The organism is Eubacterium sp. SB2 (assembly GCF_001244405.1).
Taxonomy (GTDB): Bacteria; Bacillota; Clostridia; order Lachnospirales; family Lachnospiraceae; genus Faecalicatena; species Faecalicatena contortus_B.
In genome coordinates this window covers 94,212-119,658 of the sequence record NZ_LN865152.1, presented here as the reverse complement: position 1 = coordinate 119,658, position 25,447 = coordinate 94,212, and the positions used below count along the sequence as shown (strand labels likewise).

Below are 25,447 nucleotides of genomic sequence, written 5' to 3'. Positions count from 1 at the left end.
ACAAAAAACAAATGTTTAGTTTTGTTTTAAGAATCCAAGGAGGAAAAAAAGGATGCAAAACGAATACGAAATCAAAAAAGAAATGTGTGAAATCGGTAAAAGAGTGTACAACCGCGGGATGGTTGCTGCAAATGATGGAAACTTCTCTGTTAAATTGAATGACAATGAATTCTTATGTACGCCAACAGGTGTCAGCAAAGGATTCATGACACCGGAATATATCTGCAAAGTAGACGCTGAAGGTAATGTACTGCAGGCAAACAAGGGGTTCAGACCTTCTTCAGAGATAAAGATGCACATGCGTGTATATAAAGAAAGACCGGACGTAAACTCCGTAGTACATGCTCACCCGCTGTACGCTACAACATTTGCTATCTGCGGTATTCCGCTGACACAGCCGATCATGCCGGAAGCTGTTATCGCTCTGGGATGCGTACCGATCGCAAAATACGGCACACCTTCTACAATGGAGATTCCGGACGCTGTTTCTGAGCACTTACAGTACTTCGATGCAGTTCTGCTTGAGAACCACGGAGCGCTTGCATACTCAGACAGCCTTCTGAGCGCATACCACAAGATGGAATCCCTGGAATTCTACGCACAGCTTCTGTATCAGTCAAAGATGCTCGGCGAGCCACAGGAGTTCAACAAAGAGCAGATGGACAAGCTGTATGAAATCAGAAGAAAAATGGGACTGCCAGGAAAACATCCTGCAAACGTATGCCCGAACGCAAAAGCCGGCAAGCCAAGCTGCCACAGCTGCGGAGGATCATGCAGTGCTGCTGCACCGGAAGCTTCCACTGCAGATGCTGATTTAGTTGCATCTATCACAAAGAAAGTGATGGATCAGCTGGGACTGTAAGAAAGCTTACCCAAAGGGGATTCCCAAAAGAACGCCCCGCGGGCGGAATCAAAATATATTTAGGAGACTGCTATGAACGAACAGGATATTACCAATGCCGTAAAAGCGGTATTGGGCCAGATGAAGGAAAGTGGTTCTCATCACGAAAAAGGACATGTATGCAGGTGCCACAAGCATAAGATGACATTGAAGGCTGCCAATGCACTGATCGAAAAAGTGACTGCAAAGGCTGCCAGCATGGGTGTCAATGTGGTGGCCGCCGTGTCAGACCAGGCGGGCAGGCCTGTTGCGGTTCAGAGTATGGATGGGGCCTACATAGCAAGCTTTGATATTGCGATCAATAAAACATTTACTTCAGCGAGCCTCAAGATGTCCACGGAGGCGCTTAGCCATCTAAGCCAGCCGGGACAGCCTTTGTACGGAATCCAATTTACGAATGAAGGGAAGATCGTTATATTTGGCGGCGGGGAGCCGCTGGAAGCAGATGGAAAAATAATCGGGGCCTTGGGTGTGAGCGGCGGTACCGCTGAAGAAGATACCGCAATAGCCGCTTATGGCAGAGAAGTTTTCGAGGAGGTATTAGCGTGTCTGTAAATGAACAGATGATCCAGGACATCGTTTCAGAAGTCATGGCAAAGATGCAGATTGCTTCCGAAGTATCAGGAAACCACGGCGTATTTGCTGATATGAATGAAGCGATTGAAGCTGCGAAAAAAGCGCAGAAGATCGTGGGCAGAATGTCCATGGATCAAAGAGAGAAAATCATATCCAACATCAGAAAGAAGACAGTTGAGAATGCCGAGATACTTGCACGCATGGGTGTACAAGAGACAGGCATGGGAAATGTCGGACATAAGATTTTAAAACATCAGTTAGTTGCTGAGAAGACGCCGGGAACGGAAGACATCACAACAACTGCATGGTCAGGGGACAGAGGCCTGACACTGATAGAAATGGGGCCGTTTGGTGTGATCGGTGCGATTACTCCATGTACCAACCCCAGTGAGACCGTACTCTGTAATACAATCGGCATGCTGGCCGGCGGCAATACAGTCGTATTTAACCCTCATCCGGGAGCAATCAAGACATCGATCTATGCGATCAACATGATCAATGAAGCTTCTCTTGAGGCAGGCGGCCCGGACAACATCGCATGCACGGTAGAGAAGCCGACACTGGAATCAAGCAGCATCATGATGAAGCACAAAGAGATTCATCTGATCGCAGCAACAGGCGGCCCGGGAGTTGTAACAGCGGTTCTTTCCTCAGGCAAGAGGGGGATCGGAGCAGGGGCAGGCAACCCGCCGGCGCTTGTAGACGAGACAGCGGATATCCGGAAAGCTGCAGAAGATATTGTAAACGGATGTACATTCGACAATAACCTGCCATGTATCGCTGAGAAGGAAATCGTAGCTGTGGATTCTGTCATTGACGAATTGATGCACTACATGGTCAGCGAGCAGGGATGTTACCTGGCTTCTAAGGAAGAGCAGGATGCCCTGACAGCAGTTGTCCTGAAAGACGGCAGACTGAACAGAAAGTGTGTGGGAAGGGATGCAAAGACCCTTTTGGGAATGATCGGTGTAAGCGTTCCGGACAATATCAGATGTATCACATTTGAAGGCCCGAAAGAGCATCCATTGATTGCAGAAGAACTTATGATGCCGATCCTTGGCGTAGTCAGAGCAAAAGATTTTGATGATGCGGTTGAACAGGCTGTATGGCTGGAACACGGCAACAGACATTCCGCACACATACATTCCAAGAACGTAGACAACATCACGAAGTATGCAAAAGCCATTGACACTGCGATTCTTGTAAAGAACGGCCCGTCCTATGCGGCACTTGGATTCGGAGGCGAAGGCTTCTGTACATTCACAATCGCCAGCAGGACAGGGGAGGGTCTTACAAGCGCAAGCACATTCACAAAGAGAAGACGCTGCGTCATGTCAGACAGTTTATGCATTCGTTAAGACAGGAGGAAATAAAATGGAAATGAATTCTGCAAATGTAGAAGCAGTCGTGAAACAGGTACTGGAAAGTATGCTGGGCGAAAAGGCTGCTCCTGCAGCAAATACAACAGCAGGAAGCCAGGCAGTTCCAAAAACTGCTCGTGTGGCTATGCTGACAGCACTGGAACACTATGACATTAAAGAATTCCCGATCCCTGAACTGGGAGACGGAGACATTCTTGTAAAGGTTGAAGGATGCGGCGTATGCGGTACTGACGCCCATGAATTCAAGAGAGACCCGTTCGGCCTGATCCCGGTTGTCCTTGGACATGAAGGAACCGGAGAGATCGTAAAGATGGGCAAAAACGTAAAGATCGACAGCGCAGGAAAAGAACTGAAGGTCGGTGATAAGGTTGTTACCTGTATGATCTTCAAGGATGATCCGGACATCACAATGTACGATCTGAACAAGCAGAACGTAGGCGGCGCTGATGTATACGGACTTCTCCCGGATGATGATATTCATCTGAACGGATGGTTCTCCGATTACATTGTGGTTCGCGAGGGTTCTACTGTATTCAACGTAAGCGACCTGGACCTGAAGTCCAGAATTCTGATCGAACCATGTGCAGTACTGATTCATGCTGTAGAGAGAGCTAAGACAACAGGAATCCTGAGATTCAACAGCAGAGTTGTCGTACAGGGATGCGGACCGATCGGTCTGATCTGTATCGCAGTTCTCCGCACAATGGGCATCGAGAACATCGTAGCTGTAGACGGAGAGCAGAAGAGACTTGATTTTGCCAAGAAGATGGGAGCTGAGCGCTCTGTAAACTTCAAGGATTTCAAGGGAATTGAGGCTCTGGCAGACGGCGTTAAGGCAGCGTTTGACGGACATCCGGCAGACTTCGCATTCCAGTGTACAGGATCACCGGTTGCACATGCCAACATTTATAAGTTCATCCGCAACGGCGGCGGACTTTGCGAGCTGGGATTCTTCATCAACGGCGGAGACGCTACAATCAACCCGCACTTTGACCTGTGCTCTAAGGAAATCACATTAGTTGGTTCCTGGGTATATACATTAAGAGATTATGCGACAACATTCGATTTCCTGAAGAGAGCAAAAGGAATCGGACTTCCGATGGACGACCTGATCACACATGAATTCCCGCTGGATCAGATCAACGAGGCTCATCAGACGAACCTGAAGATGGAAGGTCTGAAGATCGCTATTGTAAATAAATAGCAGCAATCCCAAAAAGGAGAATTGACATGGGAGAAGCAGTAGGCATGTTGGAAGTATTCGGACTGGCAACAGCGTTTGCAGCGGCGGATGCCGGATGTAAAGCGGGCGATGTGAGTCTGGAGACTTTTGACAAGAATAAACCGGCAAATGCAGATGAATTACCCGTACCGCTGATTGTTATGATCAAGTTTCGCGGAAGCGTATCCGATGTTCAGGCAGCATTAGACGCAGCGAAAATGAAAGCAGAAGAACTTGCAGGAGTTGTAGCTGAATACGAAATTGCAAGACCGACAGAGGATACGGAAAAGATGCTGAAGCTGAGCGGTTTAGATAAAGGCAAACCAAATAAAATCTATGTAAAAGAAGTTTAGGAGGAAATGAAAATGGCACAATTAGCATTAGGAATGGTAGAAACAAGAGGACTTACAGCAGCAATCGAGGCTGCAGATGCAATGACAAAGGCTGCTGAGGTTACATTGGTAGGAACAGAGAAGATCGGTTCCGGACTGGTAACAGTTATGGTTCGCGGAGACGTAGGAGCTGTTAAGGCTGCAGTTGAAACCGGCGCTGACGCTGCAGGAAGACTTGGCGAATTAGTAGCAACACACGTAATCCCGAGACCACACAACGACGTAGAGAAAATTCTTCCTACTGTATAGGAACCGGAGATGACTGCAGTTCTTCCTGTCACTGAAACAGGGAGCAGCAAGAAGAATGAGTAAAGGAGCAGTCTCATGGGACAGGCGTATGGATTTTTTGAAATCCCAAGTGTGACGGCAGCGGTGGTTGCCATTGATATCATGTGCAAGACAGCAGAAGTGCAGCTTGTCACCTGGGAAAAAAAGTTAGGTGGAAGACTTGTAACCATCATTATCCGCGGAGACGTATCAGCTGTATCGCAAGCCATTGAAACTGCTGCTGCAAACGGAATTAAAGAACCAGTAGCGCATGTGGTGATTGCAAATCCTCACGGGGAGATACTGAAGCTGATCAATAACAGCGCGAACCGGGTAAGTTAGGAGGCAGTTAAATGGCAGAAGATAATAAACCAAGCGGCGAGGAGAAGGCACCAGACACTTCCAAGCCGGAAGGTGCAGCCAAAAAAAGCACAGCCAGGTCGGCCGGTACTGCAAAGAGTACGGCGAAAAAGACAACAGGCGCTGCGAAAGCTGCATCCACCAGAAAAACGACGACTGCGAAGGCACCGGCCAAAACCATCCAGCGGGTGAAACAGTCGGCGCAGCAGGCAGAACAGGTAGAAGAAAAGATTCAATTAAAGGAGGAAAAAAGAATGTCACAGGAAGCATTAGGAATGGTCGAAACAAGAGGTTTAGTAGCATCAATCGAAGCAGCAGATACCATGCTCAAAGCTGCTAATGTAGTATTAGTAGGAACAGAGAAGATCGGTTCCGGACTGGTAACAGTAATGGTTCGTGGAGATGTTGGAGCTGTTAAATCTGCAGTTGAATCAGGAGCAGAGGCAGCAGGAAGACTTGGCGAATTAGTGGCAACACACGTAATCCCAAGACCACACAGCGATGTAGAAAAAATTCTTCCGGCAGTGAAATAATAAGTTCAGCTAAAGATTTACGGCCTTACGTCTCTTCCTCAGGCAGATGCGTAAGGCCTGTGAATACTTAATGAGGAGAATTGATATGGACAATAACAATGTAGCATTGATTACCAAAATGGTACTGGAAGCAGTTGAGAAGCAGAAAGCTTCCGGAGATACGGGATATCTTGTGCCAATCGGAGTATCCGCAAGACATATCCACCTCACACAGGAGCACGTTGAAGCCCTGTTTGGTCCGGGATATCAGTTGACGAAGAAAAAAGAGCTGATGGGCGGTCAGTTTGCATCAAACGAACTGGTGACAATTGTCGGCCTGAAGCTTAGAGCGATAGAGAATGTAAGGATCTTAGGACCTGTAAGAAGCAAATCCCAGGTGGAGGTGTCTGCAACAGATTCCATCCGTCTCGGAGTAAAGGCGCCGATCCGCGAATCCGGCAACACTGCTGGCTCAGCAGCGATTGCAGTCGTTGGGCCAAAAGGGGCTATTTATCTGGATGAAGGATGCATTATTGCAAAAAGGCATATTCATATGTCACCGAAAGATGCAATGGCAGCCGGTGTTCATGATGGGGACATTGTATCTGTGAAGGCAGACAACGAGAGAGGAACCGTATTCAACCATGTTCAGATCCGTGTTGACGACAGCTTTACTCTTGAGATGCATATCGATACAGATGAAGCGAACGCAGCGAAAATTGCGACAGGAGATACCGTAAGAATCATTAAGTAAAATACCCCGCAGCAGACGAAGGGGGATTCATCCCACAGGCTTTTTTACGGTGCCGGACAGTTCCGGCACTGGCGCGCCGTCTGTGCGGGGTAATTGTACTAGTATCAAACACTGAAGATTATAGTTGCAGGAGGGTTACTGTTCAGACCGTGCCGTGCACCTTGCTGCACGGCATCGGAGCCGATAAAGTGATGGCCATCGGGCATCTGTCTCCGCTTCGCTTCGGTCCGTGCTTAACATGCGCCACTGGCGCATAGCACCCTTCGCCGAAGGCGACTTTAAATGGGCAGATGCCGTTACTGTGCACTCCCGAAGGGTGTGAACAGTAACGCATGAGGAGGAGTTATGCTGATAGGAAAAGTAAAAGGAAGTGTTGTTTCAACACGCAAATGTGAGAATCTGGTCGGCAATAAGTTTATGATTGTGGATGTCTTAGAGCATATGCAGAATGGTGCGAATCAGCTGATTGCGATTGATAAGATTGGTGCGGGTATAGGTGAGTATGTGTTGGTAGCACAGGGCAGCGCAGCCAGAATTGGTTCCGGAATGCCGGATGCACCTATTGATGCAGCAATTGTTGGAATTATTGACGATGGAACAGGACTGGAGTAATGAAATGATGGATATGAAAGAATTGAGCAGCATATTGCAGTTAAACGGTATAGTTGGTGCAGGTGGTGCAGGTTTTCCTACATATGCAAAGCTAGATGAACGTGCTGAAACAATCATCCTGAATTGTGCAGAGTGTGAACCGCTTCTTCGGCTGCACAGGCAGCTGCTTGAGAAGTATGCACAGGAAATCGTTGAGACCTTCCATATGATGGGGCAGGTTGTAGGTGCAAAAGAAGTAGTCATTGGAATTAAAAAGGCTTATAAAAAGACAATTGAAGCTCTGGAGGAAGTCATTGGTGAGTATCCCGAGGTCAGGCTTGGGCTGCTGGATGAAGTATATCCGGCCGGAGACGAAGTTGTTTTGATCTATGAAGTGACTGGTAAAGTAGTAAGGCCGGGAGGGCTCCCAATCGAGAGCGGTGTAGCCGTATTCAATGTGGAAACTGTATACAACGTATACAGAGCGCTTAACCAGCAGGCTCCGGTAACAGATAAGCTGGTATCTGTCGTGGCTGAGGTAGAGCGCCCGGTAACGGTGCGGGTGCCGATCGGAACGACGATCGAAGAGACCGTCAGGCTGGCAGGCAATGTCACTGCAAGGGATCCGGTATATTTTATCGGAGGCCCGATGATGGGATTTATCGGCAGCGGCTCACAGCCGGTTACCAAGACGACAAATGCCGTGCTGGTACTGCCGGAGGAACACCTGATTATCCAAAAGAAAAGAAGAAAATCATCCATCGATTTAAAACGTGCAGCGGCTTGCTGCTGCCAGTGTACGATGTGTACGGATTTGTGTCCGAGAAACCGGCTTGGACATCCGATAGAGCCGCATTTGTTCATGCGTGCGGCAACCTGTAAAGATTTACAGGAACCAAACATATTTATAAATACCATGTTTTGTTCTTCCTGTGGTCTGTGCGAAATGTATTCCTGTATGCAGGGATTGTCACCGAGATCATTAATGGCAGAATATAAAGCGGGCCTGCGTGCCAACGGGCTCAAACCTCCGCAGGGCGTCATACCCAAACCGGTGGGGGAAGAGAGAGAGTACCGGAAGGTGCCGATGGAACGCCTTATGGCAAGACTGGACCTTACAAAATATGACAGGGAGGCGCCTCTTGATGAGACTGCAGTTCCTGTAAGAAAAGTGAAGATTCTGTTAAGCCAGCACATAGGCGCACCTGCATCTGCAATTGTAAAACGTGGTGATAAAGTAACGCAGGGACAGATGATAGCCGAACCGGGCAAAGGCTTGAGCGTGGGAATACATGCGAGCATAGACGGTACGGTTCGTGAAGTAAATGAGAAATATATAATCATAGAAACGCAGGAAGGACGTGCAGGCAATGAGTAAGGCAATTGGAATGGTAGAATATAAGACTGTTTCAGCAGGTGTTGTAGCAGCAGATGCTATGGTAAAGACTTCTGAAGTTAGTATCATTGAGGCCCAGACAGTATGTCCGGGGAAGTATATCGTAATTATCTCAGGAGATTTGAGCGCGGTAAACGCTGCGGTTGAGACTTCCAAAGCACTGCATGGGAAACATCTGATCAACAGTTTTGTACTCGGCAACCCGCATAAATCTATTTTCCCGGCAATCTATGGGGCTACTAAGATCGATGATGTATCAGCTCTCGGTATTATGGAGACTTACGATGCAACCTCTATCATTGTGGCTGCAGATGAGGCTGCGAAGACAGCGATTGTTGATCTGATTGAACTTAGAATTGCCAGAGGAATGTGCGGGAAATCTTATCTGATGCTGACAGGCGATGTGGCAGCCGTAGAAGCTGCTATCGAGAGGGCAAAGGCTGCAGTGGCAGACCAGGGAATGTACCTGGACTCTTCTGTGATCGCGCATCCGGATGCTCAGATCCGCGAAGCGATATTATAATCATTCGCAATTGTTCAGCACAGGATTGTACATTTACTGCACAGCTGCATGATTCGAAACAAAGATTTGCTGTATAGCCCGCTGCAGTGTGTAGAGAAGGACACTGAAGGGCAATATGACCGGGAGGCAATGTGATGCTCGCAATAGAGAGACGGAATGAAATATTAGAAAAGCTTCAGGCTGAACGGCGTGTAGTGGTAAGTGAGCTGAGCCAGATATATGATGTGTCTGAAGAGACAATCCGGAGGGATCTGGAAAAATTGGTGAATGACGGCTATGCCATAAAAAGCTATGGCGGAGCTGTTATCAATGAAAATGTGAACATCGATCTTCCATTTAATATCCGAAAGAACCGCAACGTTGTCGGAAAACAGCGGATTGCGGATCTTGTAAACAAAATGGTCCACGATGGCGACAGCATTATGCTGGACGGCAGCTCAACAGCAGTTTATATCGCAAAGGCATTAAAAGAGAAAAAAAACCTGACGCTGATCACAAATTCAATTGAGATTATCATTGAATTGTTTGATGTGCCTGACTGGAGCGTGCTGTCGACCGGCGGCGTATCCAGGGAAGGTTCGTTTGCGCTCGTGGGGCCGCAGACGGATAAGATGCTTCGTTCTTATCACGTGGATAAGTCGATTATTTCCTGCAAAGGGGTTGACCTTGCTTCCGGTCTTACAGATTCGGATGAGCTTCACGCGAACAACAAGAAAACCATGCTGGAATCAGGAAAACAGAAGATTCTGGCAATAGACAGCAGTAAATTTGATCAAATTGCGTTTACAGCGATCGGAATGCTGGAAGATATCACGACCGTTGTTACTGATGAAAAACCCGAGGCCAAATGGCTTCAGGCATTTGAAGAGTTAGGGATAGAGTGCATCTACCCGGAATAAGGAAAAACACTATGAAAAGCTTTGAGATTAAGACTAAAGTATATTTTGGCGATCAGGCGCTGGATCGTCTGGCAGAAATTCCATACAGCAAGGTACTGGTAATCACTGACCCGTTTATGGCTCAGAGCAGTATGATTAATCTGATTACCGATCCTCTTAAAAAGGGAAAGATAGAGTTTGACATTTTCAAGGATGTTGTGCCGGATCCTCCGATCGAAAAAATCAGTGAAGGTGTCAAAAAGATGCTGGAATATAAGCCGGATGCGATTGTCGCAGTCGGCGGGGGATCTGCCATTGATTCCTCCAAATCAATCCGTGAGTTTGCACTTCGTGTGGACAATTACGGGGAAGTCGGACTGATCGCAATCCCGACAACAAGCGGAACTGGTTCAGAAGTTACATCCTTCGCGGTTGTATCCGATCCGAAAGAACAGATGAAATACCCTCTGGTTTCCAGAGATCTGACACCGGATGAGGCAATTCTGGATGCCGAGCTTGTTAAGAGTGTGCCGCCGTCAATTACAGCGGACACCGGTATGGATGTATTTACGCATGCGCTTGAGGCTTGTGTAAGCACAAACAGAAACGATTTTTCAACGGCGCTTGCAGAGAAAGCAATCGAAATCTGCGGCGTATTCCTGCTCCGTGCATACCTGGACGGAAATGATACCCATGCGCGCCAGAAGATGCATTCCGCATCCTGCCTGGCAGGGCTGGCATTCAATTCCGCGTCATTGGGACTGAACCATGGAATGGCGCATCAGCTTGGCGCAACATTCCACATCCCCCACGGACGGGCAAACGCAATGCTGCTTCCCCATATCATTGAGTTCAACAGTGATATCAACAAGCACAGCAAGAGCCGTACGGAGTACCTGCCGGCTGTGAAAAGATACTCCACAGTGGCACAGCTGCTGGGACTGAGCAGTTATAACAAGATCATGACGGTAAGATCACTCGTGAACTGGGTACAGTTCATGTTGAAAGAGATGGATATACCGCTCTCCATATCACAGATGGGGACAATCTCCGAAGAAGAGTACTTCAATGCCATAGACCACATGGCAGATGGGGCAATGGCGGATGGGTGTACGGATACAAATCCGCGCGTGCCACGGAAGGCAGATGTAGTACAAATATACAAAAACCTCTGGTAACGGGTGGGGACGGAGGGGATTTGGCTGGTATGGGGGCGCTGAGTAAGAGCGGCGTCTGCCGCCTGCTGTGGGTTTCCATACCGTTGCTGCCGACTGGCCGTGAGGCTAAGAATATCTAACAGAAAAAATAAGGAAAAGTGAGGGACATGCCGCAGTTGGTGTGAATGCCGATGCATTCACACCGCCGGCGGCAACAGCATTTGATTTTGTGAATCAAATGCTGCCCTCACTTTTCCTTATTTTTTCTGTAAGATATTCTAAGCGTCACTATATGTCCGCAGCAACGGCATGGAAACCCACAGCAGGCGGCAGACGCCGCTCTTACTCAGCTATGCGCATCCGGGTGGCAAAGCCCCTCCTTCCCGGAAGGCCTTGTATGGGAGCGGCGGATGGAATCGACGATGGCGTGGTTTGATGGGCTGGGGAGAGCTTATTATGTGTAGGCGGATTGATCCACTGCCCTGGCAGGGATTCTTCTCCCGGGTAGGTTTTGTGCCGACTTGATGAACGTAGCCTGAGTGGAGCGGGAGGGGACGGAGGCGGATTGGGGTATGCTGATTTTGGAAGCCTTTAGCGTGCTGTAGAAGTGCTTACTGCGAAAAAGCCGCATCTTATGGAGGAAAACTGATTTCCGAATCAGTTTTCCAGAGCGTCTGAGCTTAGAAAGCATCGGCTTTCTAAGTGAATACGCTCGGTGCCATAAGATGCGGCTTTTTCGCAGTTAGCACTTCTAAGGTAAGCGGCCGGTTTCCAAAATCAGCATACCCCAATCCGCCTCCGTCCCCTCCCGCTTCACTCAGGCGTCCCCCATCTTCCGCTCGCAAAATCTGCTCACTAATCCCATTTGACGGGGGGATGGGGAGTGTGTATAATTGGGATATGAAAAGAGAAGGCAGAAGACAAAGGAAATTGTATATTGATATTATTGCCGTTATTGCCGTGACTGTTTTGCTGGCAGTCTTTTTTACGTGGAAGTTTCAGCAGTCTTCGGAGAGGAAGGTTTTGAATACTCTTTCTGAGATATCTTGTCAGAGCGTGAATGTGATTCAGGAGGAGGTTGAAAAGAATAAGACGCTTTTGACGAATCTGGCTATTTATATTAGTGAGGGGGATACGAAGGATATTGATGTGCTGATTGAGCGGCTTGTGAATGTGGATAAGATGAACGGGTTTAAGCGGATGGGGATTATCCGGGATGATTATTTTGGAAAGGCTACCGATGGCAGGGGATTTGTTCCGGATCGGGAGAGTATTCAGGAGCGGTTCCAGGCTGCTATGGAAGGGAAAACGGTGGTTTCGGACCGTCTCAAGGACTTGGATGACGGGAAAGACGTTACTCTTTACAGCACTCCGATTAATTGGCCGGATGGTACAAGGTATGTGTTGTTCGGTACATATGGGATCGAGTATTATAAGGAGATTTTGTCCGTATCGACATTCGGAGGGGAAGGGTACAGTTACATTATTCGAAAAAATGGGGACTGTGTCATTGACTCTAAAAACAAAAATGGGAACTCATTTGAGAATTATTATGATCATATTATAGAGGAATCGGAGGGGAACAGAGAGGGCATACGGCGGCTTCAGGAAGATATAGATGCCTTCCGGGACGGATTCGTGACTTTTCAGACGGAAAAAGGCAGCCGCTATGTATATTATCAGCCTCTGGAGATCAATGACTGGTATCTGATGAGCGTGATACCGGAGGCGGTAGTTGAGACTCATATCAATGGTCCTATGGCTACGGCCTATGCAATCCTGCTGGTGTGTCTGCTTGGAATCCTGTATCTGGCATGCAGGGTGTACCTGATCCAGAAGGCGGGCAGGAAGATGCTGGAGCGGGCGGCGTATGTAGATGAAGTTACCGGAGATGCTTCGTACGCTAAATTCATGCTGGACGCCCAGAAACTTTTGCATACATATACGGACAAAAAGTATGCCCTTGCTGTATTGAATATAAAGAGGTTCCAGTACATCAATGACCTGTATGGTTATGAAGAGGGAGACCGGGCGCTGAAACGCGTGATGAAGGCGCTGAGGGAGGCGGTCGGAACCTATGAGTGCGCGGCAAGAATGCAGTCCGATCATTATGCCGTATTACTGGTTTACGAGGATCAGAATCAATTGCAGGAGCGGCTGGATATGATTCTGGAAAAAATCGAATGTGAGGCCGATAACCGCGTGGGGGGTACCCCTTATGTGCTGAAAGTGCAGGCCGGGGTCTATATGGTGCAGCAGCGGGAGGAAATGCTGGAATCCATGTTGGACCGGGCGGCTATGGCGGCGCGGTCGGAATATAACCCGGAGATTAATTCGTGTAATTTTTACAGCGAGACCATCCGCCGCCGTATGCTGCGGAATCGAGAGATAGAGGATCGCTTTTCGGAAGCGCTTAAAAACCAGGAGTTCTACCTGTGTTACCAGCCCAAATTCCAGGTGGAAGTACAGCGGTTCTGCGGCGCCGAAGCCCTGGTCAGATGGGAAGATCCTAAAACAGGGGCTATCAGCCCGGCGGAGTTTATTCCTGTTCTGGAACACAGCGGCAGCATCGTGGAACTGGATGAGTTCGTGCTTGAGATGGCTTGCAGCCAGATACACCGGTGGCTTCAGGAAGGGATTGAGGTTCTGCCTGTCTCGGTTAATGTATCGCAGCTGCATTTATACAGGCTGAATTTTGTGGAACGGTATCTGGAAATCATTGACCGTCATCAGATCCCGCATGAGCTGATACAGCTGGAAATGACCGAGACGGCGCTGTTCTCCAATGAAGACATTCTTTCCGAAAGCCTGGAAGAACTCCGCAGCAGGGGAATCCGGATATTAATGGATGATTTTGGCTCCGGATATTCATCGGTTACGATGCTCAAGTCTATGCCGATTGATATCCTGAAGATTGATAAGAGCATGGTTGATTCCGTGGAAGACAATGAAAAAGTAAGGCTGATCCTGAGCAGTATTATCAGGCTCGCACAGTCGCTTCATATCAGCGTAACCGCGGAGGGCGTAGAAAATAAAGCACAGTATGAGATATTAAAAAGTATGAAGATAGATGACATACAGGGTTATTATTGCGCCAGGCCAATGTCGGCAGATCAGTATGCTTGTATTTTGAAATCACCTCAAAAAAAGTATGAATTTTAGAAACGTTCGTATTCCTGCGATGTGCATGGAAGCTTTAATCCCTCCATGCCTTTCTGTATGCCAGTGGGGTGGTGCCTTCCCTGGCCTTAAAAAGATTGATAAAATGCGTCACATTGTTCATTCCGGCTTCAAAGGCAATCTCACTGACCGGAAGATCGGAATACTTCAGCAGCTCTTTTGCATAGGAAATGCGGGCAGTGATAATATATTCGTGGATCGTGACGCCGATATATTTTTTGAATTCTTTTAAGATATGATAGCGGCTGCGGTGGGTAAATTCTTCAAAATATGACAGCGGGAGGCCGGATTTAAAATTTTTATCTATTTCCCGCACGATTTGCCTGATATAATCGGGGATCAGAAAGGTATCTGCATTATTTGTAGCTGTTTGCAGCAGCAGTTCTGTCAGCATACCGTTGATTAAATTGGATGTGACCAGCTCGGTGGTCAGATCCTTTTTTTGATTGAGCGCAATAATGCGCCAGAGTGTGCGCTCCATGAAAAATTCATCGCGCACGCTCAATATCTGAAACCCGTTTCTGGTAAATTCCTTGTAATAACCCAACGCACTGTTTCCGTTAAAATGAATCCACAGGATCTCCCAGTCATCCTCCTGGTCCGTGCGGTAGAGATGGTGCTGTTCGCAGTTGATATAAAAACACTGCCCCTTTGTAATTGGATAAGTCTGCCCTTCATATTCCAGATATCCTTTGCCCGATACCGTGTAAACGATCAGGAAGGAGTCCAGATTCTCCCGTTCTGAAAAATAGGGGTGGAACGTTTTAAAATAACCTACCTCCTGCGTATAGAAATAGGTGGATCGTGCCGTACTGCTGGGCGTGAGTATCATCCGGATGGAGTCTTCACTCCAGGTGTGGGAGCCGCGCTCCAAAACCTTTGTGTTCTGCCTCATAATGTCACCACAATTTTCTGTTATTTTTAAACAATTTGCTTGGATGCAATCTCTATTTTACAGGAATATAATGGGTTTGTAAACACGAATAGAAACAATACTAATATATTATTTTTATCATGAAAACAGGAGGAAAGACGATGAATACAAGAAAACAAGTAAAAAAACCAAGAATCGGAATTTATTCTATGGGACTGAAGCATTACTGGGGGCAGTTTCCGGGTCTGCGGGAACGTCTGATAGAATATGGGGAATTTATCGCAGGTAAAGTACAGGAATTCGGGGCAGATACCTGCTTCTATGGGTTGGTGGACTGTGAACAGGAAGGGATAAAAGCGGGAGAGTATTTCAATGAGAACCATGTGGACCTGATACTGGCTCATTCCGCGACTTATGTTACGAGTGCATCGGTGCTCCCTCTGCATCAGATCTGCAGCGCACCGGTCGTGATTCTGAACCTGCAGCCTGCGGCAAAGATTAATTATGAGAAGACGACCACCGGGGAATGGCTGGCACACTGCGGTGCGTGCCCGGTGCCTGAGCTTTCCAATGCCTTCCACCGTGCAGGAATCAAATACCGGGTTGTAAACGGCCTGTTGGGACTGGACTATACTCCGGAGATATCTCTCGCCGATGAAGATACCGCACAGCGCCCGGAGGCGAAGCGGGCGTGGAGGCAGATTGAAGAGTGGGTACAGGCCGCCAAAGTAAAATGCGGCCTCAGGGGTGCTAGATTCGGGTTCCTTGGCAATACCTACAGCGGTATGCTGGATATGTACAGCGATTTCACCATGTTTCAGGCACAGACCGGCGCCCATCTGCAGGTATTGGAAATGTGTGATCTGGACAGGCACCTGCAAAGTGTGACAGAAGAAGAGACAGCGGCAAAAAGAAAGGAGATCGAGGCGTTTTTTACGATAAGTGAAGATGCGGCGGCAGACCCTCTTGCCCAGAAACCGACGGATGAGCAGATGAACTGGTCGGCCAGAGTGGCTGTGGCACAGGAGAAACTGGTGGAAGAGTTCGGTCTGGATGCATTAACCTATTATTATCATGGGGCGCCCGGAGGACATTACGAAGAGGTGCAGGGAGGCTTTATAGTCGGGCATTCTCTTTTAACGGCCAGGGGAATTCCGTGCGCCGGTGAGGGAGACCTGAAAACCTGCCTTGCGATGAAGATATGCGACATTCTTGGCAAGGGTGGGAGCTTCTGTGAAATTGTCACGGCAGATTATGAGGACGGCACCATTCTACTGGGGCATGACGGCCCGTTCCACCTGGAGATCGCGAAAGGTAAGCCAATCTTAAGAGGGATGGGGCTGTACCATGGAAAACAGGGGACCGGCGTATCTGTGGAAGCCAAAGTGCGCACCGGTGACATTACTAACCTGGGATGTACCCAGACGGTGGACGGAAAGCTCAAGTTTATCATAACGGAGGCTGAGTCGACGGACGGCGATATCATGACCATAGGAAACACCCAGACCCCTGTTAAGTTCAAAAAGGATCCGGATTCCTATATGGATGAATGGTTTGCAGAGGCGCCGACACATCATTTTGCAATGAGCATCGGGCACAATGCATCCCTTTATGAGAAAGTGGCAGATCTGCTGGAGATACCGGCAGTGGTACTGGATAAATAAAAGTATATGAAAGTTCAACAGGCGCGGGGCCGGCATATTAACTCATGATTGTGGGTTAAAGCACCTGGCGCCTGTATTCTTCTGGTGTATAACCGAACCGTTCTTTAAATTCGGCAAAGAACTGCTGCGTGTCGCTGTATCCGCATTCCGCTGCAATCTCGTATATATTTATTTCCGGGCGGGACAGCAGGGTCATAGCCTGGATAAAATGGCTTTCTTTCAGCAGATCCTCCGGACTGCTTTCTTCTTTGGCGTCTGCGATTCCATCCTTGGGATAGCGTGCAGGCAGACGTATCTCCACCTCGGTGCCGCTGCCGCGGGTACTGGAATAAGTCAGCCCATACCCTGGACCGTACATCAGCTGCAGCCGGCGGTGTGTGTTATAGACCGCAATCTTCGAACCTTTTCCGCCGGAGGAGCCGTGTCCGGTCAGTATGTCATCCAGCTTTTCTTCGGAGATGCCTACTCCGTCATCGGAAATCAGAATCACAATATCCTCCTCCTCCAGCCATCCGGTAAGGACGATAGTTCCCTGTTTGGAGTCCTTTTCCAGAATGCCGTGCAGGACACAGTTCTCAATGACCGGCTGGAAGGTCAGTTTTGGGATCGAGTACTCGAGCAGATTATCCGGAATATCGATCAGAAAATCTATGGTGTCATGAAAACGCATATTCTGCAGCTGGACGTAGATAGAAACATGCTCCAGTTCATCTGCTATGGTGCTGAGGCTCTGCTTTCTGCTCAGCGTCAGCTTATAAAAACGGGACAGCTTCTGGACCGCCGAGGTTACATCCTGGGAGCGGCCCTGCTGGGACAGCCAGTTGATCATGTCCATTGTATTATAGAGAAAATGTGGATTGATCTGGGCCTGCAGAGAATTAAATTCCGCTACCCGCAGATCCTCGGCGGCCTTGGCCTGCTCATCCATAAGCTGGTTAATCACGCGGGTCATATAATTATAGGTGGAGATCAGATCCCCGATCTCATCGTAAGTGTCTGCGTCAGGCAGTGCCACGGGCGGCCCGATCCGCGACTTTGCCATCTGATTGATGACGGCGGACAGCCTGTTTGTAATGGAATGGGAGAGCAGCGTGGCAATGAGGAATGCGATCAGGATACACGCCACATAAACCAGAATAAAGCCCGCCATAATTGTAATGCTTTTCGTAATCATGGGCTGGGACGGCATGGCGACGACCATGTACCAGTCCGTATTTTTTATGCTGTAAAAGCCGGCGTATACGTCCTCCCCCAGAACCCGCTTTAAGATAAAGTTATTGGAGGACATAAAATGTTCCTGCACCTCATCATATCCGAAATGATAGGCGCCGGATAATGCCGGATCCGATGTGGCCACAAGACTGTCTCTGTCATTAATGATGTAAGCCACGTTGCTGCTGGAAGAGAGGTTGTCTTTTAACAGGCTGTCGAAATAATCCTGGGAAAAATAGATCGCCAGGTAGCAGGGGACCCGCTCGCCCTCATAAATAATACTTGATTTTGTTATGTATGCCATCTCCCCGTTATGCCTGATCTCATAGGAGCCAAGATAGAAGGACGGACAGAAGAGCGCGCGCAGTGATGGAGCCCCGTTAAATATCCCATACCAGTAGGTTCCCCAGGCATTATTGATCGGAAGGATGGTATTGCACATCGGATAATTTGAAAAGATACGATCTGTCCGTGGAATATCTATATACAGTTTAACATCTGTGATCAGAGAGTCATCAGTGGCTTCTTTGATTGTTTCCATAAAGCTGTCTGCAGAATCTGTATCTGCAAGGCTGCTCAGTGTTTCTGTCCGGGCGGAGCTGACAATCTGGTGGTAGAACTCTTCCCCCGTAATCTGGTCGTGTAAACGGAGGATGCTGGAAACCGCATCCTCAATCATCGGGGCCGTCTGCGTGGATGCATTCTGTTCCGTACGGATGGTGTCTGCAATGATCATGTCGTAAAGTTTCGTATAGAAAAAGACTGCAAGCACAATCATGGGGATCGTTGCGATCACCAGATGCGTAATCGTAAACTTGGTCTGAAGCTTCAGGTTCTTATACAAACTGCCGCTCTTCTTTGTATGTAATTTCATCCCAGCATCTTCTCCCTGTATTTGGACGGGGTCAGCCCCGTGAATTTTTTAAAGCTTTTGCTAAAATAATTGCCATTGCTGTAGCCCACCTTAGAGGATATATCTGTAATCTGATAGCGGGCGTCGCTTAGCAGCTGCATCGCCTTTTCCATGCGGTATTCTGTCAGATACTGATTGAGGGTCTGTCCTGTCTGGCTCTTAAAATAGGTACAGACATAAGAGGCAGACAGATATACATGATCGCTGATCTCCTTGATGGAGAGCGCATCGCTGGCATAATTCCGGCTGATATAATCCTTGATCAGAAAAATCGTGGAATCTTCCGGAACATGGGCGCTGATGCCTGCAAAAAACTGCTCCGTCCTGGTGACCAGCAGCTGGTGAAGCTCCTGGTAAGTAAAACAGCGTTCCAGATGGTCAATGATACTTTCCTCTGTACTGGTCTCCGAAGGATCATGGCTCAGCTTCAGCGTCTGGCGGCAGTCATTGATACTGATAAAAAGCTTGTAGTAGATATCCTTGACCTGGTTGGGCAGAAACACCCTGTTTTCAGAATAACACCGATAGAGCCGGCTCAGAAGTTCGATGCAGGCAGCCTGATCTTTGGCAAGAAGCGCATCCTTAAAATCTACCGCAATCTTTTCCGTCTGTTCCTGTGCACCTGGTTCCATTCCCGGTGCGGTTTCCATGTCCGATGCAGCAAGAAGCGTACCCGGGCTGAAAAAGAAACTGCTCTGGAGCATAACCACCGCGGTCGTATAAGAGTGATAGACCCGGCTGATTCCGCTCACCGTGTCTCCCCGCCCGATAAAAAAATCACCGAGGGGAAGAAACTGCTCTTTCAGAAAGTTCTCAACAGCAGACAGTGCAATTGGGGAGGGCGCGCTGTTTCCCATAATATGGAACACATGATATACGGCGTGGATCTGTATGTAAAATACATGCAGGTGATAATGCGTAAGATAATCGGTCAGGTCATCCCGGATGTTGCGCAGAAGTGTGCTGTCAGGTTCGGCGGGGTTCAGCCTGACGATATAGGTTGTAAAACTGCTTCCCGGCATCAGGCGAAGGGAAAGCTCCCCGGCCAGGCTGTTGATCTGTCCGGTATTCTCCTTATAGGGTTTGGTCAGAAGCAGTGCAAGCTGGGAGGCAGTCTCCATAGAATACAGGTTTTCGTTCTGTCTGGTGCGCAGATTCTTTTCACGGCGTTCGATGGCTTCCAGCACGGCCTCTTTGATTTCCTCCGGATTTAGAGGCTTTTCTACATAATTGATCGCTTTCAGTTTGATGGCCGCCTTCAGATACTCTTTGTCCGAATAACCGCTCATAAAAATGACGCTGGTATCCGGAAGAAACTCTTCCAGACGTTCGACCAGCTGAATCCCGTTCATGCGCGGCATGCGGATATCACACAGAATAATATCCGGTTTCTGCGCGCGGGCAATATCCAGCGCGTTCACTCCGTCATCGGCCTGAAAGATCTGCTCGATTCCCAGTGCGCTCCAGTCAAGAGACGCAATCAGTCCTTCACGGGTTAACTCTTCATCATCCACAATCAATAATTTCATCGTATCGTTTCTCCTTCGTAATCAGATCGTCCTTTGCCCTGATGTGCTGGGCATGGAGAATCCGCATGCTGGCAGGGGCTTCTGAACAGGCCCCCTCAAAAATAGAAGTTTCATCATATTCATACTATATGCTATCATTCTAACAAAATCCATCTGTGAAATCTAGACTTTATTCTGCAGCTCTGCTGCAGACCCGCCTGAAGGTTAACACAAAAAAAATTTACCCTTAATCGAAAAATTTTGCTGTTTTAGAAAAAAATTAGAACTGTTACACTTATTTTAGAAAGGAAAAGGAGGGAAACACGGTGTCTGAATATGTTTTGGAATTAAAAGGTATCACAAAAATATTTCCTGGCGTTAAGGCTTTGGACAATGTGCATTTCCAGCTCAAAAAGGGTGAGGTCCATGCATTGATGGGCGAGAACGGAGCCGGTAAGTCTACATTCATCAAAGTCATAACCGGAGTACATAAAGCAGAAGAAGGCGAGATGTTCCTGGACGGCAGGAAGGTTGACTTCAAAGGCCCCAGGGATGCGCAGGCAGCCGGCATTGCAGCGGTTTACCAGCATCCGACATCTTATCCGGATCTGACAGTAGCAGAAAATATCTTCATGGGCCACGAGATCATCAGCAAAGGCATGATCCAGTGGAAGAAGATGAATGAGGAGGCAGGCAAGCTCTTGGCGCAGCTGAACGCCGACTTTAAGCCTACCGATGAGATGGGAGCTTTGAGCGTGGCACAGCAGCAGATGGTGGAGATTGCGAAGGCGCTTTCAACAAATGCCAGAATCATTATTCTGGATGAGCCTACCGCAGCGCTGACCAAGAATGAGTCTGAGGAACTGTACCGGATTGTTGATAAGCTGAAAGAAAGCGGTGTTTCCGTCATCTTTATTTCCCACCGTTTTGAGGATATGTACCGCCTGGCAAGCACGGTTACCGTGTTCCGGGATTCACAGTATATCGGCACTTATGATGTGGACGGAATCACCAATGCGGATCTGATAAAAGCAATGGTCGGACGTGAGATCAAGGATTTGTTTCCAAAGCCGGAAGTGCAGATCGGACCCGAAGTACTGCGTGTGGAAGGACTCTCCAGACTTGGATATTTCAAGAATGTTTCCTTCAGCGTGCATGCAGGTGAGATCGTAGGTCTGACAGGACTGGTTGGAGCAGGGCGGACCGAGGTCGTGGAAAGTGTCTGCGGCATCACAAAGCCGGATGCCGGAAAGGTATTTCTGGAAGGCAAGGAAACGCATATCAAACAGCCGTCCGATGCGATGAAGCAGGGGATCATCCTTCTTCCCGAAGACCGTCAGAAAGAGGGACTGATCATGAGCTGGGGCCTGGGCAGAAACGTCACACTTCCGACCATGGGCAAATATGCAAAGCATGGTTTTAATAACGAGAAGAAAGAACGCGAAATTGCGAAGAAGCTCCTCGAAGATGTGGATACAAAAGCAGTTACGATTTTCGATCCTGCGACATCACTCTCAGGAGGTAATCAGCAGAAGGTCGTAGTAGCAAAGGCGCTCGGCCAGGAGATGAAGGTTGTCATCATGGATGAGCCGACAAAAGGTGTGGACGTGGGAGCCAAGGCAGAGATCTATCAGATCATGGGCGACCTGGCAAAACTGGGATACGCGATTATCCTGATCTCCTCCGAAATGCCGGAGATCCTTGGCATGAGCGACAGAATCGTCGTGATGTGCGGCGGAAAAGTAACTGGTGAACTGAACCGTGATGAGGCGACCCAGGAAGGAATTCTTGAGCTGGCAATGGAAAAATCAAAATAGGAGGAAATGGGAAAGATGAAAGAAAATAAATCTATCTGGAAAAAAATCACCGGCTCCCGTGAAGCAAGCCTTCTGATCGTTTTGATTATCCTCTGTGTGGTCATTTCATTCAGAAGCCCTTCGTTCATGACGCTAAAATCTATATCAGATATGCTGAAAAATAACGCGGTTATCATGATCATGACGCTGGGAATGCTGGGAGTGCTGCTGCTTGGCGGCATCGATATCTCAATCGCATCCACGCTTGCATTTTCCGGAATGACAGTCGGTATGCTGCTGAAATATAACATCGTAGAAAATGCGTTTCTGCTCTTTGTGATTGCAATCGGAATCGGAGCGCTGTGCGGGCTGGTAATCGGACTTGTCATCGCAAAGGGAAAGGTACTCCCGATCATTGCAACGATGGGATTCATGTACATATACCGGGGCATGGCCTACATGATCGGAAACAGCCAGTGGGCAAGTGCAGAGAACCTGGGTGAATTCAAAAACTTTGCCCTGGGCAAGGTACTGGGAATTAATAATGTTGTATTAATCATGTTTGCATGTTATATTATATTCTTCATTGTTATGAAATGGACGAAGGTGGGAAGAAAAGTATATGCGGTAGGAAGCAACCGTGAGGCGGCTGCAATATCCGGTATCAATACGTCCAATGTGGAACTGATGGTTTATACGGTAATGGGAATTCTCGCCGGACTGTGCGGAGCCCTGGCCGTAGCGGTTTACTCTTCCGCACAGCCCAATATGCTGTACGGAAAAGAGATGGATGTTATCGCAGCCTGTGTAATCGGCGGTGTCAGCATGACTGGCGGGCGCGGAAGCGTTGTAGGAGCATTCCTTGGCTCTCTGATCCTGGCGATTATCGCAAAGGCACTTCCTCTCGTAGGAATCGACTCGATTGCACAGAATACAGTAAAGGGTGTTATCATATTAGTCGTTGTAATCCTGAACGTCGTAACACAGCGTGTAATGGATAAAAATAATCTGAAGGGAAGGGAGATGTAATCATGGCAGGAAAATCCGGAAGAACCATAGCCAATGTGCCAGAGAAGTCATGGAAAAAGACGGTTCTCAGCTGGGAAGGCATGCTGGTAGTATTGTTTATCTTAATCAACGTTTTTTGTGCAAGTATCTCCCAGAGCTATCAGGTATCCAATGTACTCAGAGAGATGCCCAAATATCTGACAGAAGTGTTTCTGATGCTTCCCATGGCATACATCCTGATACTTGGAGAAATTGATATTTCCGTAGGCGCTACGGTCTGCCTGTCAGCCACGATGACATGCATGGTATGCAACAAAGATATGCCGTTTATCTTAGTCGTTCTGACCGCGCTTGTGGTCGGCACGGTCTGCGGACTGGTGAACGGGCTGATCCTTACAAAGTTTACCGAACTGCCTCCTATGATTGTAACGCTGGGAACGCAGATCGTATTCAGAGGAATTGCGGAGATCGCTCTTGGAAGCGGCGGATCCATATCCTTAAGCAACGCTGACGGGTTCCGCATGATCGCAGGAAAAGTGGGGATGATCCCTTATATTCTCTTCGTAGTGATTATATTTGCAGTCATCTTTACCGTTGTACTCAGCAAGACGACATTCGGAAGGAGTGTATATGCCATAGGCTCCAACAGGCTGGCAGCTTACTATTCAGGAATTCATGTACAGAAGATCCGCCTGATCATCTATATGGCAATGGGATTCATGGCCGGGCTTGCAGCGCTCTTCCTTACATCCGTACTTTATGGAGCCAACACCACGACAGGAAACGGTTTTGAGCTTGATGCCATTGCAATGGCGGTATTCGGAGGAATCTCAACCGCCGGGGGCAAGGGTAAGTTACAGGGCGGAATCATATCCGCATTCATCATCATCTGCCTGAGAATCGGTCTTGGACAGATCAACATGAACCCGCAGTTAATTCTGATTATATTAGGCGCTCTGCTGATTCTGGCGGTATTACTGCCAAATATCGGAGGCGAGTTAAAGTTAAAGAAAAAAACGGCAGCAGTTAAGTAGTCTGTTTCTGATAACTTGTTTTTATCTTATAGGAAAGTTCACCTATAAGATAAAAAAGCCTTCCAGGCGGGTTGCGCACTGCGGCGTAAGATGTAGATGTCGCGGTGCGACCGCCGCAGGCGCGAGTTTCGCAAGCGAAACTCTATTCTTATTAATCTGATACCGGGCGCCGGGAAAGGCGCTTTGTATATAATAAAATTCCATAGGGAGGAAAGAAAGCATGAAGAAAAAAGTTTTAAGCGTACTGTTATGTGTAGCAATGGCGGCAACACTGGCTGTAGGATGCGGCTCAAAGGATGAGGGCACTACAGACGGCGGTTCTGACGCAAAGACAGAGGACACTGCAAAAGATGACAGCAGTGATTCTGGAAAGAAGACTTATGCAATTGTCACAAAATCAGCAGGAAATCCTTACAATGAAAAAGAGGCAGAAGGATTCCAGGAAGTAATCGAGGCAGAAGGCGGAGAATGCATCGTAAAACATCCTGAGGCTGCTACAGCGGATGCACAGGTATCTGTTATCCAGTCACTGATTTCCCAGGGAGTAGATTCTATCTGTATCGCTGCAAACGATGAGAATGCACTTCAGGCAGCACTGGAAGAAGCAATGGATGCAGGAATCAAAGTATCCTGCCTTGACTCTAAAGCGAACCCTGACAGCCGTCAGACATTCGTAAATCAGGCTGGAACAACTGAGATCGGCCAGGCTCTGATGGACGCAGTTCTGGACATCACAGGCGGAGAAGGACAGTGGGCAATTCTTTCAGCTACATCACAGGCAACAAACCAGAATGCATGGATCGACGCTATGAAAGAGATCATGAAAGAAGACAAATACTCCAAACTGGAACTTGTAGAAGTTGCATACGGAGATGACGAGCCGCAGAAATCAACAGACCAGACACAGGCTCTGTTATCCAAATACCCGGATCTGAAAGTTATCTGCGCACCTACAACTGTTGGTATCAATGCAGCAGCTAAGGTACTTCAGGACGAGAAATCATCTGTAAAACTGACAGGACTTGGACTGCCTTCAGAAATGGCTGAATACATCGGTGATGACGACGCTCATTCCTGCCCGTATATGTATCTGTGGAATCCGATCGATGTTGGACGCCTTGGGGCTTACACATCAATCGCATTAGTTGACGGAACAATCACAGGAGCAGTAGACGACACATTCACAGCCGGCGACATGGGCGACTACACAGTAGTAGAAGCATCAGACGGCGGAACAGAAGTCATCCTCGGCGCACCGTTCAAATTCGATCCTTCTAACATCGACGAGTGGAAAGACGTTTACTAAAATTTTACAAACCCATAAATAAGTAATATAAGCGGGCCAAA

General features: G+C 48.1%; 23 protein-coding genes. 20 read left to right on the top strand and 3 right to left on the bottom strand.

The features are described 5' to 3' along the window. Positions 1-52 precede the first annotated feature (52 nt). The 15 genes from BN1938_RS08145 to BN1938_RS08070 all read left to right on the top strand — a co-directional run bounded on the left by BN1938_RS08145 (position 53) and on the right by BN1938_RS08070 (position 14,073). Positions 53-862 (top strand): class II aldolase/adducin family protein, encoded by an 810-nt coding sequence (locus tag BN1938_RS08145; protein ID WP_025656499.1) that lies wholly within the window; start codon positions 53-55, stop codon positions 860-862. Between the two features lie 72 nt (positions 863-934). Beyond that, positions 935-1,456 (top strand): GlcG/HbpS family heme-binding protein, encoded by a 522-nt coding sequence (locus BN1938_RS08140; protein ID WP_025656500.1) that lies wholly within the window; start codon positions 935-937, stop codon positions 1,454-1,456. Beyond that, complete coding sequence (locus BN1938_RS08135) at positions 1,447-2,835, top strand: aldehyde dehydrogenase family protein (RefSeq protein WP_050640126.1); 1,389 nt, start codon at positions 1,447-1,449, stop codon at positions 2,833-2,835. The genes BN1938_RS08140 and BN1938_RS08135 overlap by 10 nt, the downstream gene beginning before the upstream one ends. Before the next feature lie 16 nt (positions 2,836-2,851). Then, positions 2,852-4,063, top strand: a complete 1,212-nt coding sequence (locus BN1938_RS08130) for a zinc-dependent alcohol dehydrogenase (protein ID WP_050640125.1) — start codon at positions 2,852-2,854, stop codon at positions 4,061-4,063. A 26-nt stretch (positions 4,064-4,089) separates the two neighbouring features. Next, on the top strand, positions 4,090-4,434 hold the full coding sequence (locus BN1938_RS08125) for a BMC domain-containing protein (RefSeq protein ID WP_025656502.1): 345 nt from the start codon (positions 4,090-4,092) through the stop codon (positions 4,432-4,434). Between the two features lie 12 nt (positions 4,435-4,446). After that, positions 4,447-4,722 carry a BMC domain-containing protein gene (locus tag BN1938_RS08120; RefSeq protein WP_009003872.1) on the top strand — a complete coding sequence of 92 codons (276 nt, stop codon included), beginning with the start codon at positions 4,447-4,449 and terminating at the stop codon, positions 4,720-4,722. Positions 4,723-4,797: 75 nt separating this feature from the next. Further along, positions 4,798-5,082, top strand: a complete 285-nt coding sequence (locus BN1938_RS08115) for a BMC domain-containing protein (protein ID WP_025656503.1) — start codon at positions 4,798-4,800, stop codon at positions 5,080-5,082. A 272-nt stretch (positions 5,083-5,354) separates the two neighbouring features. Next, complete coding sequence (locus tag BN1938_RS23340) at positions 5,355-5,633, top strand: BMC domain-containing protein (RefSeq protein ID WP_025656504.1); 279 nt, start codon at positions 5,355-5,357, stop codon at positions 5,631-5,633. 85 nt (positions 5,634-5,718) lie between these two features. Next, the gene (pduL, locus tag BN1938_RS08105; protein WP_025656505.1) at positions 5,719-6,366 is read left to right on the top strand and encodes a phosphate propanoyltransferase; all 648 of its coding nucleotides are present in this window, start codon (positions 5,719-5,721) and stop codon (positions 6,364-6,366) included. A gap of 345 nt (positions 6,367-6,711) precedes the next feature. Further along, entirely contained in the window at positions 6,712-6,978 is a 267-nt protein-coding gene (locus tag BN1938_RS08100) for a EutN/CcmL family microcompartment protein (RefSeq protein ID WP_025656506.1), read from the top strand. After that, a complete protein-coding gene (locus tag BN1938_RS08095; protein WP_330581551.1) occupies positions 6,932-8,335 on the top strand; it encodes a 4Fe-4S dicluster domain-containing protein in 1,404 nt (467 codons plus the stop codon). Before BN1938_RS08100 ends, BN1938_RS08095 begins: the two co-directional genes overlap by 47 nt. Then, positions 8,328-8,876 (top strand): BMC domain-containing protein, encoded by a 549-nt coding sequence (locus BN1938_RS08090; RefSeq protein WP_050640124.1) that lies wholly within the window; start codon positions 8,328-8,330, stop codon positions 8,874-8,876. Before BN1938_RS08095 ends, BN1938_RS08090 begins: the two co-directional genes overlap by 8 nt. Before the next feature lie 134 nt (positions 8,877-9,010). After that, positions 9,011-9,775, top strand: a complete 765-nt coding sequence (locus BN1938_RS08085; protein ID WP_050640123.1) for a DeoR/GlpR family DNA-binding transcription regulator — start codon at positions 9,011-9,013, stop codon at positions 9,773-9,775. 11 nt (positions 9,776-9,786) lie between these two features. Then, a complete protein-coding gene (locus tag BN1938_RS08080) occupies positions 9,787-10,932 on the top strand; it encodes a 1-propanol dehydrogenase PduQ (protein WP_050640122.1) in 1,146 nt (381 codons plus the stop codon). Between the two features lie 864 nt (positions 10,933-11,796). Beyond that, the gene (locus tag BN1938_RS08070; protein ID WP_050640120.1) at positions 11,797-14,073 is read left to right on the top strand and encodes a bifunctional diguanylate cyclase/phosphodiesterase; all 2,277 of its coding nucleotides are present in this window, start codon (positions 11,797-11,799) and stop codon (positions 14,071-14,073) included. Between the two features lie 34 nt (positions 14,074-14,107). On the opposite strand, the gene BN1938_RS08065 is transcribed toward BN1938_RS08070, so the two are convergent. Then, positions 14,108-14,986 (bottom strand): helix-turn-helix domain-containing protein, encoded by an 879-nt coding sequence (locus BN1938_RS08065; RefSeq protein ID WP_050640119.1) that lies wholly within the window; start codon positions 14,984-14,986, stop codon positions 14,108-14,110. A gap of 140 nt (positions 14,987-15,126) precedes the next feature. Between BN1938_RS08065 and BN1938_RS08060 the strand changes: the two genes are divergently transcribed. Next, entirely contained in the window at positions 15,127-16,629 is a 1,503-nt protein-coding gene (locus BN1938_RS08060; protein ID WP_050640118.1) for an L-fucose/L-arabinose isomerase family protein, read from the top strand. Between the two features lie 55 nt (positions 16,630-16,684). Here the strand turns inward: BN1938_RS08060 and BN1938_RS08055 are convergent, their stop codons facing one another. After that, complete coding sequence (locus BN1938_RS08055; protein ID WP_050640117.1) at positions 16,685-18,715, bottom strand: histidine kinase; 2,031 nt, start codon at positions 18,713-18,715, stop codon at positions 16,685-16,687. Further along, entirely contained in the window at positions 18,712-20,283 is a 1,572-nt protein-coding gene (locus BN1938_RS08050; protein ID WP_050640116.1) for a response regulator transcription factor, read from the bottom strand. Before BN1938_RS08050 ends, BN1938_RS08055 begins: the two co-directional genes overlap by 4 nt. Positions 20,284-20,588: 305 nt before the next feature. Here BN1938_RS08050 and BN1938_RS08045 point away from each other — a divergent pair, with 305 nt between their 5' ends. From BN1938_RS08045 to BN1938_RS08030, 4 genes are all read left to right on the top strand, one after another. After that, complete coding sequence (locus tag BN1938_RS08045; protein WP_050640115.1) at positions 20,589-22,079, top strand: sugar ABC transporter ATP-binding protein; 1,491 nt, start codon at positions 20,589-20,591, stop codon at positions 22,077-22,079. A gap of 15 nt (positions 22,080-22,094) precedes the next feature. Beyond that, positions 22,095-23,087, top strand: a complete 993-nt coding sequence (locus BN1938_RS08040) for an ABC transporter permease (RefSeq protein ID WP_050640840.1) — start codon at positions 22,095-22,097, stop codon at positions 23,085-23,087. Between the two features lie 2 nt (positions 23,088-23,089). After that, positions 23,090-24,100 carry an ABC transporter permease gene (locus BN1938_RS08035; RefSeq protein ID WP_050640114.1) on the top strand — a complete coding sequence of 337 codons (1,011 nt, stop codon included), beginning with the start codon at positions 23,090-23,092 and terminating at the stop codon, positions 24,098-24,100. 220 nt (positions 24,101-24,320) lie between these two features. Beyond that, the gene (locus BN1938_RS08030; RefSeq protein WP_050640113.1) at positions 24,321-25,406 is read left to right on the top strand and encodes a rhamnose ABC transporter substrate-binding protein; all 1,086 of its coding nucleotides are present in this window, start codon (positions 24,321-24,323) and stop codon (positions 25,404-25,406) included. Positions 25,407-25,447: the final 41 nt, after the last annotated feature.

What these genes read in the sequence shown, in the direction of transcription:
- BN1938_RS08145 (WP_025656499.1), top strand. Translation starts at nt 53, where the DNA reads ATGCAAAACGAATACGAAATCAAAAAAGAAATGTGTGAAATCGGTAAA.
- BN1938_RS08140 (WP_025656500.1), top strand. Translation starts at nt 935, where the DNA reads ATGAACGAACAGGATATTACCAATGCCGTAAAAGCGGTATTGGGCCAG.
- BN1938_RS08130 (WP_050640125.1), top strand. Translation starts at nt 2,852, where the DNA reads ATGGAAATGAATTCTGCAAATGTAGAAGCAGTCGTGAAACAGGTACTG.
- BN1938_RS08125 (WP_025656502.1), top strand. Translation starts at nt 4,090, where the DNA reads ATGGGAGAAGCAGTAGGCATGTTGGAAGTATTCGGACTGGCAACAGCG.
- BN1938_RS08120 (WP_009003872.1), top strand. Translation starts at nt 4,447, where the DNA reads ATGGCACAATTAGCATTAGGAATGGTAGAAACAAGAGGACTTACAGCA.
- BN1938_RS08115 (WP_025656503.1), top strand. Translation starts at nt 4,798, where the DNA reads ATGGGACAGGCGTATGGATTTTTTGAAATCCCAAGTGTGACGGCAGCG.
- BN1938_RS23340 (WP_025656504.1), top strand. Translation starts at nt 5,355, where the DNA reads ATGTCACAGGAAGCATTAGGAATGGTCGAAACAAGAGGTTTAGTAGCA.
- pduL (WP_025656505.1), top strand. Translation starts at nt 5,719, where the DNA reads ATGGACAATAACAATGTAGCATTGATTACCAAAATGGTACTGGAAGCA.
- BN1938_RS08100 (WP_025656506.1), top strand. Translation starts at nt 6,712, where the DNA reads ATGCTGATAGGAAAAGTAAAAGGAAGTGTTGTTTCAACACGCAAATGT.
- BN1938_RS08095 (WP_330581551.1), top strand. Translation starts at nt 6,932, where the DNA reads ATGCAGCAATTGTTGGAATTATTGACGATGGAACAGGACTGGAGTAAT.
- BN1938_RS08090 (WP_050640124.1), top strand. Translation starts at nt 8,328, where the DNA reads ATGAGTAAGGCAATTGGAATGGTAGAATATAAGACTGTTTCAGCAGGT.
- BN1938_RS08085 (WP_050640123.1), top strand. Translation starts at nt 9,011, where the DNA reads ATGCTCGCAATAGAGAGACGGAATGAAATATTAGAAAAGCTTCAGGCT.
- BN1938_RS08080 (WP_050640122.1), top strand. Translation starts at nt 9,787, where the DNA reads ATGAAAAGCTTTGAGATTAAGACTAAAGTATATTTTGGCGATCAGGCG.
- BN1938_RS08065 (WP_050640119.1), bottom strand. Translation starts at nt 14,986, where the DNA reads ATGAGGCAGAACACAAAGGTTTTGGAGCGCGGCTCCCACACCTGGAGT.
- BN1938_RS08060 (WP_050640118.1), top strand. Translation starts at nt 15,127, where the DNA reads ATGAATACAAGAAAACAAGTAAAAAAACCAAGAATCGGAATTTATTCT.
- BN1938_RS08055 (WP_050640117.1), bottom strand. Translation starts at nt 18,715, where the DNA reads ATGAAATTACATACAAAGAAGAGCGGCAGTTTGTATAAGAACCTGAAG.
- BN1938_RS08050 (WP_050640116.1), bottom strand. Translation starts at nt 20,283, where the DNA reads ATGAAATTATTGATTGTGGATGATGAAGAGTTAACCCGTGAAGGACTG.
- BN1938_RS08040 (WP_050640840.1), top strand. Translation starts at nt 22,095, where the DNA reads ATGAAAGAAAATAAATCTATCTGGAAAAAAATCACCGGCTCCCGTGAA.
- BN1938_RS08035 (WP_050640114.1), top strand. Translation starts at nt 23,090, where the DNA reads ATGGCAGGAAAATCCGGAAGAACCATAGCCAATGTGCCAGAGAAGTCA.
- BN1938_RS08030 (WP_050640113.1), top strand. Translation starts at nt 24,321, where the DNA reads ATGAAGAAAAAAGTTTTAAGCGTACTGTTATGTGTAGCAATGGCGGCA.